Genomic DNA, 13576 nt, shown 5'->3' with positions numbered 1-13576 from the left:
GGCGCGGGCGGCGCCCGTCGTGCGCGGATGTCGCTCAGGTGCCGACGCGCAGCGGGCCGGTCAGCTTGCGCAGCGCCGCGATCACGCTTTGCGCGGTGATGCGGCCGGTCTTCGGGTTGGCCGACGGGATGTTCTGGATTTCCATCGAGAACGAGGCGGAGTCGGACACCACTTCGACGCGGTGCACGTTGCGCTCGAGCGACGGATCGGCCCAGATCTCCAGCGTGGTGCGGTCCGGGCCGATGCCGGCCAGCGATACGCTCACCGCCACGTTCAGGTTGGCCGGGAAGCCCACCGCCGCTTCGCGCGGCGAACCGCGGAAGATCAGGCGCGGCTCGGTGATGCCGTCGATGTCGATGTTGTTGTCGGTCAGGTAGGGCGCGCCCAGCAGGCCGCGCACCGGCTTGCGCGTGATCATCGTGACCGAGTGGATCTCGCCTTCGGCGGCGGCGGTGATCGCGTCCAGGCCCAGGATGGCGCCGGACGGCACCAGGATCTGGCCGTGGTGGCGGCGCGCGACCTCGATCAGGTCGTCGTGGCGCAGCAGCGCGCCGGAACTCAGCACCACCAGCTTCTTGCCGGCCGTGAGCACCGGCTCGGCCAGTTCGCGGAACACGGCGGCGGGGGCGCATTCGACCACCACGTCGCAATGGTCGGCCAGTTCGCCGATGGTGGTGAACACCGGCTTGGCGTTCCGCCAGGCCACCGCGGGCGCGGCCTGGGGATCGCGCACGGCCACGGCGGCCAGCGTCAGGCCGGGCAGGCCGGCATCCAGGGATTGCGCCACGGCCTGGCCGATGGCGCCGAAGCCGGCGATGCCGACGCGGTAGCTGTTCATGGAAGATTCCGGAGAAGGGGCGCGAGGCGCCGTCAGGTTCGCGGGCCGGCCGGCGGCAGCGTGGCCGGCCAGGGTCGGCGGTCACTGTAGCGAGGGGCCGGGCGGGCGTCAATCATCGCGGGGCTTACACTCGCGGTCTGTGCCATGCATTCATCGCCAAGGAGAAGGGTCATGCGAATTTCCGCCGAAACCCCCGACGACATCGACGCCATCTTCGCGTTGACCCAGCAAGCCTTCCAGGACCATCCCCACAGCCAGCAGACCGAGGGCTACATCATCGACGCGCTGCGCGCGGCCGGCGCGCTGACGCTGTCGCTGGTGGCGCGCGAGGACGGCAGGGCCGTGGGTCACATCGCCTTTTCGCCTGTCGCGATCAGCGACGGCGCGGCGGATTGGTATGGGCTTGGGCCGGTGGCGGTGCTGCCCGCGATGCAGGGGCGCGGCATCGGCGCGGCCCTGATCGAGGCTGGCCTGGCCGCGCTCAAGGCGCGCGGCGCGGCCGGCTGCGTGGTGATGGGCGATCCGGCGTACTACACGCGCTTCGGCTTCGCGGCGACGCCGGCCCTGACCTACCCCGGCGTGCCGCCGGAGTACTTCATGGCGCAGGCGTTCACCCAGCCGGCGCGGGGCGAGGTGGCGTACCACGCGGGCTTCGCGGCTACCGGGCCGGCGGCGTGAATTCCGGTCCCGTGTAGTCGGGCGCGACCGCGATCTCGCCGCGCGCCAGCCGCGCAGACCAGTCGTCCAGCGCGCGGCGTTCCTCCGCGCTGACGTCCGCGCCCAGCGCCAGCCGCAGCGATGCGCCCGCTTCCAGGCCGAAATGCGTGACCGCGCCGACCCGCAGCGCGCCGGCGGCGTGATCGGCCGCGGCCCGTTCCACGCACAGCCCCGAGTCGGCCAGCGCCGACGCCAGGTACACGGCCGGATCGCGCGCCACCCAGTCCAGCACATTGCCGATCTGCCACAGGCCATGGCGGCGGCAGGCGCGGCTGATGCCGTCGCGGCCGCCGTCCATCATCGCGAACACCACGCGGGCGCCGTCGGCCGCCAGCGCGTCGGTCCAGGCCTCGGCCAGCGCCGGGTCGTGCTGGTTGCCGCAGAAACCCGTCAGCGGATCCTGCCCGCGCACGCGGCGCACGCCATCGGCATAGGCGGCGCGGCCCTTCAGCCCCGGCCGCACGCGTTCCCCCGACAGATGCGCGGCGCCGCCGCGCAGGCCCGCCAGCACGCCGGCCAGGAAGGCCGTGTGCTCCTGCAGGATTTCATACGAGGCGACATTGGCCGCATGATGGCTGCCCTGGGTGATGGCGAACTGGGTGCGCGGAAAGCGCGGCGCAACCCGCGCCACTGGCGCATCGCCCTGGCCGCCATGCACGATGACCAGGTCCGGCGCGGCGGCGCACAGGTCCGCGAGGCGCGCGGCACGCGCGTCGGGGTCGTTGGCCGTGATCCATTCCACCTGCAACGGCTGGCCCGCGCGCGCGGCGCGCGCCGCGCCTTCGACGGCGGCTTCGTTGAAGCCGCCGCGGCCGGGTTGGCCGAACAGCGCCAGCAACCGGCGCGCGCTCACAGGCTGGCTCCGGTGGCGCGCACCACCGGTCCCCAGGCCTCGGCCTGGCGCCGCACGAAGTCGGTGAATTCGCTGGATGACTTCTGCGCCAGCACGAAGCCCTGGCCTTCCAGCTTGGCGCGGATCTCCGGGGTGCGCAGCACCTGCGTCAAGGCGTTGTAAAGGCGTTCGCTGACGGCGTCGGACAGGCCCGCCGGGCCCGACAGGCCGACGAAATTCTCGGCCACCAGGCCGGGATAGCCCAGTTCGCCCACCGCCGGAATCTCCGGCGCCTGCGGCACGCGCTGCGCGGTGGTCACGGCCAGCAGGCGCAATTGGCCGGTGCGCAGGAACGGCAGGTTCTGCGGCAGCGCATCCACCGCGAAGCGGATCTGTCCGCCCAGCAGGTCGTTGCGCATCGCGCCCGAGCCCTTGTAGGGAATGTGTTCGAGCCGCGCGCCGGTCTGGCGCGCGTACAGTTCGCCGACGATCTGGCCGACCGACGCCAGGCCGCCGCTGCCGTACTGCACCGGCGCCGGCTGCGCCTTGATCCACTCGGTCAGTTGCGCGAAGGTCTCGACCGGCACCGACGGATGCACCACGAACGCGGTCGGCACCGCGCCCAGGTAGGCCACGTGGCGGAAGCTGGCCAGCGGGTCGTAGTTGTGCTGCGGCATCAGCGCGGGCGAGATCGACAGCGGCGCCGAGTTCGACATCAGCAGGGTGTAGCCGTCGGCCGGCGCCTGCGCCACCTGCGTCGCGCCGATGGTGGAACCGGCGCCGGGACGGTTGTCGATGACGATCGATTGCCCCAGCAGGTCGCCCAGCGCCGGCGCGATGACGCGCGCGGCGATGTCGCTGGCGCCGCCCGGCGGAAACGTCACCACCAGGCGGATGGGCCGTTCGGGCCAGGCGGCGGCGCGCGCCCGGCGCGGACGCGCAAGCGGCAGGGCCAGCGTGCTGGCAAGCAGGAATCGGCGGCGGGAGATCGGCATGGCGGGTCGGCGCTTTGGCGGCAAAGGGCCGTACTGTAGGAAACCATGCCGTCCGCCACAAAGACTTTATGGCGGTTTGCTTATGCCGGGCGCTAGCTGCCTTGTTTGGCCTTGGCCATGTAGTCCACCGTCAGGTTCGACAGCGCCCGCACGCCGTTGATCAGGCCCGATTCGTCCACGTAGAAACGCGGCGAATGATTGGGCGCGGCCGTCTCGGGATCGACGTCCTTGGGCGTGACGCCGAGATAGAAGAACATGCCCGGCACCTTCTCCTGGTAGAACGAGAAGTCCTCGGACGCCGTCGACTTGGGTTGCAGGCCGTAGTTGCCTTCGCCCGCCACGCGCCGCAGCGTCGCGCCCATTTCCTCGGTCAGGCCGGGGTTGTTGACGGTGGCGTTGTAGAGCTCGACCACCCGCACGTCCGCCTTGGCGCCCGCGCTTTGCGCGATCTGCGTGGCGGTGCGCGCGATGCGCTGGTGGATGTCCTTCTTCATGCCCTCGTCATACGTGCGGATGGTGCCCGTCATGGCGACGCTGTCCGGCACGATATTCATGCGGTTGCCGCCGTGGATGGCGCCCACGGTGATGACGGCCGGCTCCAGCATGCTGTTGATCTGGCGGCTGGGAATGGTCTGCAGGCCCAGGATGATCTGTGAGCTGACCACGATCGGGTCGATGCCCGACCACGGCCGCGCGCCGTGCGTCTGCTTGCCGGTGACGTCGATCCAGAACTGGTCGGCGGCGGCCATCGCCGGGCCGCTGCGCCACGACAGCTTGCCCACCGGATAGCTGCTGGAGACATGCAGCCCGAAGATCGCGTCGACCTTGGGATTGTCCAGCACGCCTTCCTGCACCATCATCTTGGCGCCCCAGATATTCTTGCCGTCCGGCTCGAAGTCGGCCGGGCTTTCCTCGGCCGGCTGGAAGATGAACTTGACGCTGCCGGGCAGCTGGTCCTTCATGCCGGCGAGCACTTCGGCGGTGGCCATCAGGATGGCGGTGTGGGCGTCGTGGCCGCAGGCGTGCATCACGTCCACTTCCTTGCCCAGGTAGGTGCCCTTGGCCTTGGAGGCGAACGGCACGTCGACCTGTTCCTTGACCGGCAGCGCGTCCATGTCGGCGCGCAGCGCCACCACCGGGCCGGGCTTGCCGCCCTTGAGCAGCGCCACCACGCCGGTGCCGGCCACGCCGGTCTTCACTTCCATGCCGAGCGCGCGCAGATGGTCGGCCACCAGCTTGGAAGTGCGCGTTTCCTGGTTGCCCAGTTCGGGGTGCTGGTGGATGTCGCGGCGCCAGGCGATGAGCTTGTCCTCGATGGCCTTGGCGCGCTGGTCGATCTGCGCGGCCAGTTCGGGGGCGGGCGCCGGCGCCAGCGGCCCCTGCGTGCCCGGCGCGCTTTGCGCGGCGGCGGCGCCGCTCAGCGCCAGGTGCGCGGCCAGCGCCAACGGCGCCAGGCGGAACAGGATCTTGCGGTGTTGCATGGCATGTCTCCTCTTGGTTGTTAACCTGTTATTGGGCGGAGATCTTACCGGAGCGCATGCACGGCGGCGCGCTTGTTACGCCTGCTTAAGAACGGCGCGATTTGATTCCGGGCGCTGGAATTCCATGCGCTGGAATTCCGCGTCCAGCCTGGGTTCCGTGCGCCCGCCCCGGCATCCATTCATGCCGCTCGCAACACCGGCCGCGCGCCGCGCGTGACCCACAACAGCAGCAGCGCCGCCAGCAGCGAGGCCGCGCCGGCGCCGGCCATGGCGGCATGGAAACCGCCCGCCAGCGCATCGGCGAACAGCGCCGCCACGCCATCGGGCTGCGCCGGCAGGACGTGCTGGGTGACCGCGATGCGCGCCACCGCCTGCGCATCCGGCTGGCCCAGCCGCGTCAGCGCCGTGGCCAGGCCATCGATCGCGCGGCCGCTCATCAACGCGCCGAGCAGCGCGATGCCGATGGTCATGCCGGTCTGGCGCAGCGCGTTCATGGTGGCCGACGCCATGCCCGAGCGCTCGCGCGGCACGGTCGCCATCACCGCCATGCTGGTGGCGGGCACCGACAGCCCCATGCCCAGTCCCAGCAGCACCATCAGCGAGCCCGACAGCGCGTAGGGCGTGTGGGCGTCGAAGCTCATCATGCCCAGCATGGCCGCGCCGACCATGGCGTAGCCGGCGATCATCAGCCGCGGCAGGCCGAAGCGCGGGGTCAGCCGGCCGAACACCGTCGACACGATCCCGGTGGCCACGAATTGCGGCGCCAGCTGCCAGCCGGCTTCCAGCGGTGACAGGCCGCGCACGTGCTGCAGGTAGAGCGAGAAGAAGAACAGGCTGCTGTAGGCGCCGAAGCCCATCACGAACGACGCGAAGTTGGTGCTGGCGAAGCCGGCGTCGCGGAACAGGCCCAACGGCAGGATGGGGCGCGCCACGGTGTGCTCGACCCACAGGAAGGCGATCAGCCCGAGCGCGGCCACGGCCAGCGCGGCGAGGGTGGCCGGCGCCTGCCAGCCGTGTTCGCCGGCGGTGATCAGGCCATACGTCAGCGCGCCCAGCCAGACCACGCTCAGGGCCTGGCCGATTGGATCGAAGGCGGCGTGCTCGGGATGCGCGCTTTCCTGGATGCCCCAGGCGCCCAGCGCGATCGCCACCACGCCCACCGGCAGGTTGATCAGGAAGATGCTCTGCCAGCTGAAGTGCGCCACCAGCAGGCCGCCCAGCATCGGGCCGACGATCAGCGAAATGGCATTGCACGACGCCCACAGGCCGATGGCGCGGGCGCGCTCGGCGGGATCGGGAAAGGCCTGCGTCAGCAGCGACATCGCGCCCGGGATCAGCAGCGCGCCGGCCACGCCCTGCACCGCGCGCCCGGCCAGCAGCAGCGGCAGGTTGTCGGCCATCCCGCAGAACGCCGAGCCCAGCGTGAACAGCGCCACGCCCGCCAGCCACGAGCGCTTGCGGCCGTAGCGGTCGCCCAGCGGGCCGGCCGACAGCATGAAGGCCGACAGGAACAGGGCGTAGGCGTCCACCACCCATTGCAGGCCGGCCATGTCGATGCGCAGCGCCGCCTGCATGGTGGGCAGGGCGACGTTGACGATGCTGATGTCCAGGATGGTGATGAAGCTGCCCAGGTTGACGGCGAACACCAGGGCGCGGCGGCGATTGGGAGTCATGCGGATGGCCGGAAGAAAGGGGATGACCGCATTCTAATAAATGACTGACCGTCGGTCAATAAAGAGTGAACGGGCTTCCCCCGGCCCGCGCTGGCGCGCCTACTGCAGCTTGATCCCCAGTTCCTTGATCAGTGGCTCCATCTGCGCGCGATCGGCGGCGATGGTGTCGGCCAGCTCCTGCGCGCTGCCGCCGATCGGAATCATGCCCAGCGTTTCCATCTGCGCCTTCATCGCCGGTTCCTTGAGGATGTCCGCGACCGACTGCTGGATCCGCGCCACGCGGTCGGCCGGCACGCCGGCCGGCGCCATCAGGCCGATCCATGGTTGCGGCGCGTAGTCGCCCATGCCCGACTCGCGCAGCGTGGGCGTGTCCGGCAGGCCGGGAAAGCGCTGCGGGCTGGTGATGGCCAGCGCCCGCAGGCGGCCGCTGTCGATCAGGCCTTTCGAACTGGAGGGGGCATCCAGCCCCACGTCGAGCTGGCCGCCGATCAGGTCGTTCTGCGTCTTGCCGGACGAGGACGACGGGATGTACAGCGCCTTGATGCCGGCGCGCCGGGCGGTCTGCTCCCACACCAGGTGGAAGGCGGTGCCGATCGAGAACGAACCCACCGTCAGGTTGCGCGCCTTGCTCTCGCGCACGAAGTCCTGCCAGGTCTTGATGGGGCTGTCGCTGGGCACGATGAAAAGGAACGGCGTGCGCGCCACCAGCGCCACCGGCTGCAGGTCCTTTTGCGGATCGAACGGCAGGTGGTCGACCGCGAACGGCACGATCGTCACCGACGACGCCACCACCATGCCCAGCGTGTAGCCGTCCGGCGCCGACTTGACCAGCGCGCCGGTGCTGATGATGCCGGACGCGCCGGGCCTGTTTTCCACCACCACCGCCTGGCCCCAGGCGGTGGACAGCTTGCTGGCGAGCACGCGCAGCATCACGTCGACCGGACCGCCCGGCGGATTGGAGACGATGATCTTGACCGGCTTGTCCGGATAGGCCGCGCCGGCGGCGGCGGGCAGCAGCAGGGCGAGCGCGATGGCGAATGGCTTGAGCATTGGTATTCCCCTTGTCGATGTTGGACGCGCCGGGTCATGCGCCCGGCGCGGGACTTCAGGCCAGCCGTTCCAGGTGCGGCGCGGCCGGCCACGCGGGCGTTTCGCCGCGAATGAAAGCGATCCAGGCGCGTTGCGTGGTCTGCGCCAGCGCGGCGGCCTGTGTTGGCGCCAGGCCTTGCAGCATGGGCGCGTCGGCAAAGGCCGCGAGCGTGTCGAAGACGAACGGCAGCTCGATGCAGTGGCAGGCCTGGAAACGGGTCGTGGGCGCCACGTCGAAGCGCGCCAGCCAGGCCTGGCGGCCCTGGGCGGCGGCATCCGCGGCCCACTGGCGCGATGGCGCGCCGAACACCGCCTCGCTGGCGGCCGCGCAGTCGGGGCCGTCGCCGCCGGGAAACGCCGCCATTTCGTCGCGGGTGTAGCTGACCAGCACGTCGGCGCGGCCAGCCGCCTGGCGCAAGGCCGGCGCGATGTCGGCCGGCAGCACCTGGCCATCGAGCACCGGGCCGAACAGGCTGCGGCGGCTGCTTTCGGCCTGCAGGGCCGCGATGACCGCGGGCGCCTGCTGCGCCGCCAGCAGCCGCTCGACCGGCAGCGCGCGGGCGTGTTCGAGCGTGTCGGCGCCGGCGGCGGCCAGGAATGCCTGGCCCAGCGCCGCGGCCTGCGCGCTGCTGCGAAAGCCGCGGCCGAGCGCGGCGCTCTGCAGGATGGCGCGGCCAAAGCGCGGCCGCCGCGCCAGCATGGCGCAGATCGACGAGGCGCCGGCCGACTGGCCCATCAACGTGACGCGGGCCGGGTCGCCGCCCAGGTCCTGGATGTTGTCGAGCACCCAGTCGATGGCGCATTCCTGGTCCAGCAGGCCGACGTTGGCGGTCTCGCCCGGCACGTGCAGCCAGCCCAGCGCGGCCAGCCGGTAGTTCACCGCCACCACCACGACGTCGCCGCGCGCCGCCAGGCGCGCGCCGTTGTACCAGTCGAGCGCGCCGCCGCCGCTTTGCCAGGCGCCGCCATGCAGCCACACCACCACCGGCCGGCGGCGCGCGTCGGCGGCGGGCGTCCACACCGTCAGGTGCAGGCAGTCTTCGGCCTGCGGCGCGTCGAAGTCGCCCATGGCGCCGCGCAGGCGCGAGGGCAGTTGCGGCGCCACGCTGCCGGGACGGGTGGCATCGCGCGGGCCGCGCCAGCGGGCCGGCTGGGGCGGCGCGAAGCGCAGCGCGCCCACGGGCGGTTCGGCATATGGAATGGCGCTGAAGCGGCAGGCGTCGCCGTCGCGCAGTCCGGTCAACCTGCCGGCGCGCAGGTCGGCCTGAACGGTGTCAGTCATGGTCTGGTCCCTTGTCGTCCTGGTTTCCGGCGGACGGCATGCAGGGCCGCCATCCGCTCGGGACTATGGTAGGGACGAAAGGGGGCGGGCAGACATGCCGGTTTCGAACCGGGCCATGCGCAACCCGCATACCCCGTGCCGCGACCGGGGCTGCCGGCCGGGGCTACTTCAGGATGCGCGCATCCATGCTGTTGTCGGCCAGCGCCTGGGCCTGCGCCTGGCTCATGCCCAGGTGCTCGTACAGCGCGTGGAAGTTCTCGGTGACGTAGCCGCCGAAGTAGGCCGGGTCGTCGGAGTTGACCGTGACCTTCACGCCGGCGTCCAGCAGCGACAGGATGTTGTGCTGCGACATGTGGTCGAACACACGCAGGCGGGTGTTCGACAGCGGACATACCGTCAAGGGGATCTGTTCGTCGATCAGGCGCGCCATCAGGCGCGGGTCCTCGGCGGCGCGCACGCCGTGGTCGATGCGCAGCACCTTCAGCAGGTCCAGCGCCTCCCAGATGTATTCGGGCGGGCCTTCCTCGCCCGCATGGGCCACGGCCGGCAGGCCTTCGGCGCGGGCGCGGTCGAAGACGCGCTGGAACAGGCGCGGCGGAAAGCCCTTTTCGCTGCTGTCCAGGCCGACGGCGATGAAGGCGTCGCGGTAGGGCAGCGCCTCTTCCAGCGTGCGCATGGCCTGCTCCTCGGGCAGGTGGCGCAGGAAGCTGAGGATCAGGCCGCTGCTGATGCCGAGCTTCTTGCGGCCGTCTTCGAGCGCCTGGCTGATGCCGTCCAGCACCACCTTGAACGGCACGCCGCGGTCGGTGTGGGTCTGCGGATCGAAAAAGGGCTCGGTGTGCACCACGTTCTGCTCGTGGCACTTGACCAGGTAGTCCCAGGTCAGGTCGTAGAAATCCTGCTCGGTGCGCAGCACGTCGGCGCCGCGGTAGTACAGGTCGAGGAATTCCTGCAGGTTGCCGTAGTTGTAGGCGGCGCGCAGGGCGTCCATGTCCGGCCATGGCAGCGCCACGCCGTTGCGGTGGGCCAGCCGGAACAGCAGCTCGGGTTCGAGCGTGCCTTCCAGGTGCAGGTGCAGTTCCGCCTTGGGCAGGGTGTTGAGCCAGTCGTACATGGGCGCTCCTAAGAAGAAGATTGGATGGCCTCGGCCAGCGTGTCGGCGAAGGCGCGGGCCTGGCGGGTGCTGGGCCGGTCGCGGCGCCAGATGGCCGCCAGCGGCGAGCGCCGCAGGGCGGGACGGGGCGCCAGCACCACCACCTCGCCGCGCGCGGCGCGCACCGCCGCGACGCTGCCGGGCAGCATCCACAGATAGGGTCCGACCGTCAGCAGTTCGCGGCCGAATTCCAGGGATAGGGCGCCGATCATATCCGGAATCGGCAGGCCTTCCCGTAACAGCAGCATTTCCAGCTCGCCGCGGATGCGGCTGCCGGGCAGCGCCGTGATCCACGGGTAGGCGACGCAATCGGCCAGCGTGACCTCGGGCCGTTCGGCCAGCGGATGGGCGGGCGCGCAGGCCGGCACCACGGCGTCTTCCAGCAGGGTGGCCGAGCGGTAGATGCGCGGATCGACCGTGGACGAGAAGCGGCTGATCAGTACGTCCAGCGCGCCGGCGTCCAGGTCCTCGATCAGGCGCTCGTGCGTGCCGATCTCCAGCGTCAGCGTGATGCGCGGATGCCGCTCGCGAAAGCGCGAGGCGGCCTGCGCCACCGGCCAGCCGGCGAACATCGAGAAGCAGCCCACCGTCAGGCTGCCCTCGTCGCCGCGCAACAGCGCCGCCAGGTCGATCTCGGCCTTGCGAAAGCCGGTCAGCAGCTGGCGCGCGTGGCGGCACATGGCCTCGCCCAGCGGCGTACAGCTGGTGCCGCGGGCGGTGCGCTCGAACAGCCGCGTGCCCACCGGTTCCTCGATCTCGGCGATGGCGCGCGACAGGCCCGACTGCGTGCTGTGCAACTGCGCCGCCGCCTTGGACAGGTTGCCCAGCTCGGCGACCGTCAGCACGATCTCCAGGTGCCGGGTGCGGAGTTTTCCTTTGAAGGGCGTCATGGCGGGCGGCAGAGTAGCGATGCGCCGATTATTCTCCGGCGCCGGAGCCTTGGCAACGCGGCGGACGGGTTTCGGTATAGTTGCTCGCCATGGAAACGGAGGGGAGCGGGCAATGACGAGGATGATGGGCGCCACCCTGGGGCTGGCCGCGCGGCGGCTGGCGGCCTTCCTGGCGTTGGCGGCGCTGGCCGGATGCGGCACGTCGACGGTGGACGGGGTCAGGGTCGAGTGGCCGCCCTTCAAGGATGGCGCGGCGCTGGTGCTGCCCTCGGATCCGGCGCAGTGCCCGGACCTGGCCGGCCGCTATCGCGCCGCCGGCGAATTGCGTGACGGCAAGGCCATGGCCGGCGCCGCCGACCTGCAACGCTTCCTGGCCGACACGCTCGGCCTGCCCGGCCTGCGCGACACCGCCGAGCGCGCCTGGCGCCCCACGGCGGCCGCCAGCGTGACCCTGGTCAGCGTCGCGGGCGGCTGGCGCGTCGAGGCCGACGACGGCCTGGGCGGCGGCAGCGCCGACCTGCTGCGGCAACGCGATGGCGCCGCCGATCCCGATGCGCCGGGCGAGAACGTGCCCGGCATCCAGCGCTTCAGCGGCTGTACCCAGGGCCGTTTCTGGATCAGCGCCCGGCGCGACTGGCACCAGTACGAATCGATGGGCATGTACCGCACCATGGCGCTGCTGCGGCCGCTGGCGGGCGGGCTGCTGGTGACCGTGCAGCGCGAGTCGCAGAGCATCGGCCTGCTGCCCTGGTATTCGTCGGATGAGGTCCGCGCGCAATACTGGTTCGCGCCGCGCTAGGAGAGCCGCCTGGACGCCGCCGCCGCCATGTCCGCGCGTTTCGTCTCCGGACCGTTGCGCGGCCATGTGCTCGAGATGGTCCTGACCGGCTGGGCCAGCATGCTGGCCGTGTTCGCCGTTGAATTCCTGACCCTGCTGTACCTGGGCACGCTGCGCGACGAGGCGGTGCTGGCGGCGGTGGGCTTCGGCTCGATGACGCTGTTCACCATCACGTCGATCTGCATCGGCGTGACCGTGGGCGGCGCGGCGCAGGTGTCGCGCGCCCTCGGCGCCGGCGATGCCTTGCGCGCGCGCCGGCTGGCGGCGGCCTCGCTGGTGCTGATGGGCGCGGCCACGCTGCTGTCGGCGGCGGTGTTTCTGCTGGCGATCGGGCCGTTCACGCGGGCGATCGGGCTGGCGCCGGACGTGCGGGCGTTGCTGCTGTCCTATGTGGCCATCACCGCGCCGTTCTCGGTGGCGATGGGCCTGGGCATGATGCTGTCCAACCTGCTGCGCGCCGCCGGTCGCGGACGCCAGTCGATGTGGGTGCTGCTGGCCGGCACCGCCACCGTGGCGGCGCTGGATCCGCTGGTGATTTTCGTGTTCGACGGCGGCATGCGCGGCGTGGCCTGGGCCGGCGGCGTCGGTCGCGTGGCGACGGTGGCGCTGGGCGCCTGGCTGGTGTTCGGGCGCTACCGGCTGGTGGCGCGGCCGGCGCGGGCCAGCCTGCGCGCCGATCTGGCCGCCGTCGGCGGCATCGCGCTGCCGGCCACGCTGAGCGCGCTGGCCACGCCCGCGGCGGTGGTCTTCACCGCCTCCACCTACGCCGGCTTCGGTCCCAGCGTCATGGCCGGCGCGACCGTGGTGGACCGGGTGCTGCAACTGTCGTACTCGCTGTTCTTCGTGCTGCCCGGCGCCATCGGCCCGATCCTGGGCCAGAACCTGGGGGGCGGGGCAGTGGCCGCGGGTGCGGCAGACCGTGCGCATCACGCTCGGCCTGGCGCTGGCCTATGGCTTCGGCGCGGCCACGCTGCTGGCCTTGCTGGCGCCGTGGATTCCCGACCTGTTCCAGGTCACCGGGCCGGGTCGCGACCTGGTGCTGATCTTCTGCCGCTACGCCAGCTTCATCTGGGCGATCAACAGCGTGTTCTTCGTATCCGTGGCGGTGTTCAACAACCTGGGCTACGCCACCTATGCCACCGCCATCGGCTGGCTGCGCGCCACCGTCGGCACGCTGCCGTTCGTGTGGGTCGGCGCCCACTACGGCGGCGCGCAGGGCGTGCTGCTGGGGCAGACCCTGGGCTTCGCCCTGTCGAGCCTGCTGGCGCTGGCGCTCTGCCGGCGGGTGTTGCGCCAGCCACCGGCCAGCCTGGCGCCCGGCCCGGCCTGAGACGGCGCCCCCGCGACGGTTCCGGCCTGGCCAGGGACCGTGCGTCGCGGCCGTTCCGGCATGGCCAGGGGCTGTGCGTCACGGCCGTTCCGGCATCGCCCGCCGGGGAATCCACGGTCCGGCGGCGCCCCGTCCAGGCCATTCGATTTCGGCGCCCGGTCGCGGTACGATCCGGGCTGACTTCGATTTTTCAGGATTGCCATGCGACAGCGTCTCCTTCGCGCCCGAATCGATCCCCTTGCGCGCGCGGTCCTCGCCGCCGCGTTCTGCGTCGCCGCCGTCGGCGCCGCCCAGGCCCAGTCGCCTGCTTCCGCCACCGGCACGCGCAGTCCCGGGGCCCAGCCCGCCACGTCCGGCCCGACGCTGACGCCCAAGCGCAGCTTCGACGATCCGGCCACGCCCGCCGCCGCCCCGGCCGCCGCGCCCGCGGCCGTCCCGGACGATACGCGCGCCGCCCC

General features: G+C 71.6%; 12 protein-coding genes and 2 pseudogenes. 5 read left to right on the top strand and 9 right to left on the bottom strand.

Annotated features, from left to right (window positions below; translation table 11 throughout):
• Nucleotides 1–34 precede the first annotated feature (34 nt).
• Nucleotides 35–838: an aspartate dehydrogenase gene (locus AOZ49_RS27300; protein ID WP_054478875.1), complete on the bottom strand. Its 804-nt coding sequence runs from the start codon at nt 836–838 to the stop codon at nt 35–37.
• Between the two features lie 171 nt (nt 839–1009).
• Here AOZ49_RS27300 and AOZ49_RS27295 point away from each other — a divergent pair, with 171 nt between their 5' ends.
• Nucleotides 1010–1516 carry a GNAT family N-acetyltransferase gene (locus AOZ49_RS27295; protein ID WP_054478873.1) on the top strand — a complete coding sequence of 169 codons (507 nt, stop codon included), beginning with the start codon at nt 1010–1012 and terminating at the stop codon, nt 1514–1516.
• Here the strand turns inward: AOZ49_RS27295 and AOZ49_RS27290 are convergent.
• The 8 genes from AOZ49_RS27290 to AOZ49_RS27255 form a co-directional block, all read right to left on the bottom strand.
• Nucleotides 1497–2408, bottom strand: coding sequence for a BMP family ABC transporter substrate-binding protein (locus AOZ49_RS27290; RefSeq protein WP_054478871.1), 912 nt, complete (start codon nt 2406–2408; stop codon nt 1497–1499). The genes AOZ49_RS27295 and AOZ49_RS27290 overlap by 20 nt on opposite strands.
• Entirely contained in the window at nt 2405–3382 is a 978-nt protein-coding gene (locus AOZ49_RS27285; RefSeq protein ID WP_054478869.1) for a Bug family tripartite tricarboxylate transporter substrate binding protein, read from the bottom strand. The genes AOZ49_RS27290 and AOZ49_RS27285 overlap by 4 nt, the downstream gene beginning before the upstream one ends.
• A gap of 92 nt (nt 3383–3474) precedes the next feature.
• The gene (locus AOZ49_RS27280; protein WP_054478866.1) at nt 3475–4863 is read right to left on the bottom strand and encodes an amidohydrolase; all 1389 of its coding nucleotides are present in this window, start codon (nt 4861–4863) and stop codon (nt 3475–3477) included.
• A gap of 179 nt (nt 4864–5042) precedes the next feature.
• Nucleotides 5043–6536, bottom strand: a complete 1494-nt coding sequence (locus AOZ49_RS27275; protein WP_054435221.1) for an MFS transporter — start codon at nt 6534–6536, stop codon at nt 5043–5045.
• A gap of 99 nt (nt 6537–6635) precedes the next feature.
• The gene (locus AOZ49_RS27270) at nt 6636–7586 is read right to left on the bottom strand and encodes a Bug family tripartite tricarboxylate transporter substrate binding protein (protein ID WP_054478864.1); all 951 of its coding nucleotides are present in this window, start codon (nt 7584–7586) and stop codon (nt 6636–6638) included.
• Between the two features lie 55 nt (nt 7587–7641).
• The gene (locus AOZ49_RS27265; protein ID WP_054435215.1) at nt 7642–8907 is read right to left on the bottom strand and encodes a carboxylesterase/lipase family protein; all 1266 of its coding nucleotides are present in this window, start codon (nt 8905–8907) and stop codon (nt 7642–7644) included.
• 163 nt (nt 8908–9070) lie between these two features.
• Nucleotides 9071–10021 carry an adenosine deaminase gene (locus AOZ49_RS27260; protein ID WP_054435212.1) on the bottom strand — a complete coding sequence of 317 codons (951 nt, stop codon included), beginning with the start codon at nt 10019–10021 and terminating at the stop codon, nt 9071–9073.
• An 8-nt stretch (nt 10022–10029) separates the two neighbouring features.
• Nucleotides 10030–10950: a LysR family transcriptional regulator gene (locus AOZ49_RS27255; protein ID WP_054478862.1), complete on the bottom strand. Its 921-nt coding sequence runs from the start codon at nt 10948–10950 to the stop codon at nt 10030–10032.
• A 112-nt stretch (nt 10951–11062) separates the two neighbouring features.
• On the opposite strand from AOZ49_RS27255, the gene AOZ49_RS27250 reads away from it, so the two are divergent.
• The 4 genes and pseudogenes from AOZ49_RS27250 to AOZ49_RS27240 form a co-directional block, all read left to right on the top strand.
• Nucleotides 11063–11749, top strand: a complete 687-nt coding sequence (locus tag AOZ49_RS27250) for a hypothetical protein (RefSeq protein ID WP_231690454.1) — start codon at nt 11063–11065, stop codon at nt 11747–11749.
• A 27-nt stretch (nt 11750–11776) separates the two neighbouring features.
• Nucleotides 11777–12250, top strand: a pseudogene (locus tag AOZ49_RS33725) (MATE family efflux transporter); the annotation flags it as partial.
• Nucleotides 12251–12707: 457 nt separating this feature from the next.
• A complete protein-coding gene (locus AOZ49_RS33720) occupies nt 12708–13118 on the top strand; it encodes an MATE family efflux transporter (protein ID WP_231690453.1) in 411 nt (136 codons plus the stop codon).
• Nucleotides 13119–13319: 201 nt separating this feature from the next.
• Nucleotides 13320–13576, top strand: a pseudogene (locus tag AOZ49_RS27240) (lytic murein transglycosylase); the annotation flags it as partial.

Origin of the sequence: Achromobacter sp. 2789STDY5608615 (assembly GCF_001298995.1) — a bacterium.
GTDB lineage: Bacteria > Pseudomonadota > Gammaproteobacteria > Burkholderiales > Burkholderiaceae_B > Achromobacter > Achromobacter insuavis.
Note: the sequence above shows the minus strand (reverse complement) of the source record. Positions and strands in the feature narration are given on the sequence as shown.

Coding starts and splice junctions, on each gene's coding strand:
- AOZ49_RS27300 (WP_054478875.1), bottom strand. CDS start 838: ATGAACAGCTACCGCGTCGGCATCGCCGGCTTCGGCGCCATCGGCCAG.
- AOZ49_RS27295 (WP_054478873.1), top strand. CDS start 1,010: ATGCGAATTTCCGCCGAAACCCCCGACGACATCGACGCCATCTTCGCG.
- AOZ49_RS27285 (WP_054478869.1), bottom strand. CDS start 3,382: ATGCCGATCTCCCGCCGCCGATTCCTGCTTGCCAGCACGCTGGCCCTG.
- AOZ49_RS27280 (WP_054478866.1), bottom strand. CDS start 4,863: ATGCAACACCGCAAGATCCTGTTCCGCCTGGCGCCGTTGGCGCTGGCC.
- AOZ49_RS27275 (WP_054435221.1), bottom strand. CDS start 6,536: ATGACTCCCAATCGCCGCCGCGCCCTGGTGTTCGCCGTCAACCTGGGC.
- AOZ49_RS27270 (WP_054478864.1), bottom strand. CDS start 7,586: ATGCTCAAGCCATTCGCCATCGCGCTCGCCCTGCTGCTGCCCGCCGCC.
- AOZ49_RS27265 (WP_054435215.1), bottom strand. CDS start 8,907: ATGACTGACACCGTTCAGGCCGACCTGCGCGCCGGCAGGTTGACCGGA.
- AOZ49_RS27260 (WP_054435212.1), bottom strand. CDS start 10,021: ATGTACGACTGGCTCAACACCCTGCCCAAGGCGGAACTGCACCTGCAC.
- AOZ49_RS27255 (WP_054478862.1), bottom strand. CDS start 10,950: ATGACGCCCTTCAAAGGAAAACTCCGCACCCGGCACCTGGAGATCGTG.
- AOZ49_RS27250 (WP_231690454.1), top strand. CDS start 11,063: ATGACGAGGATGATGGGCGCCACCCTGGGGCTGGCCGCGCGGCGGCTG.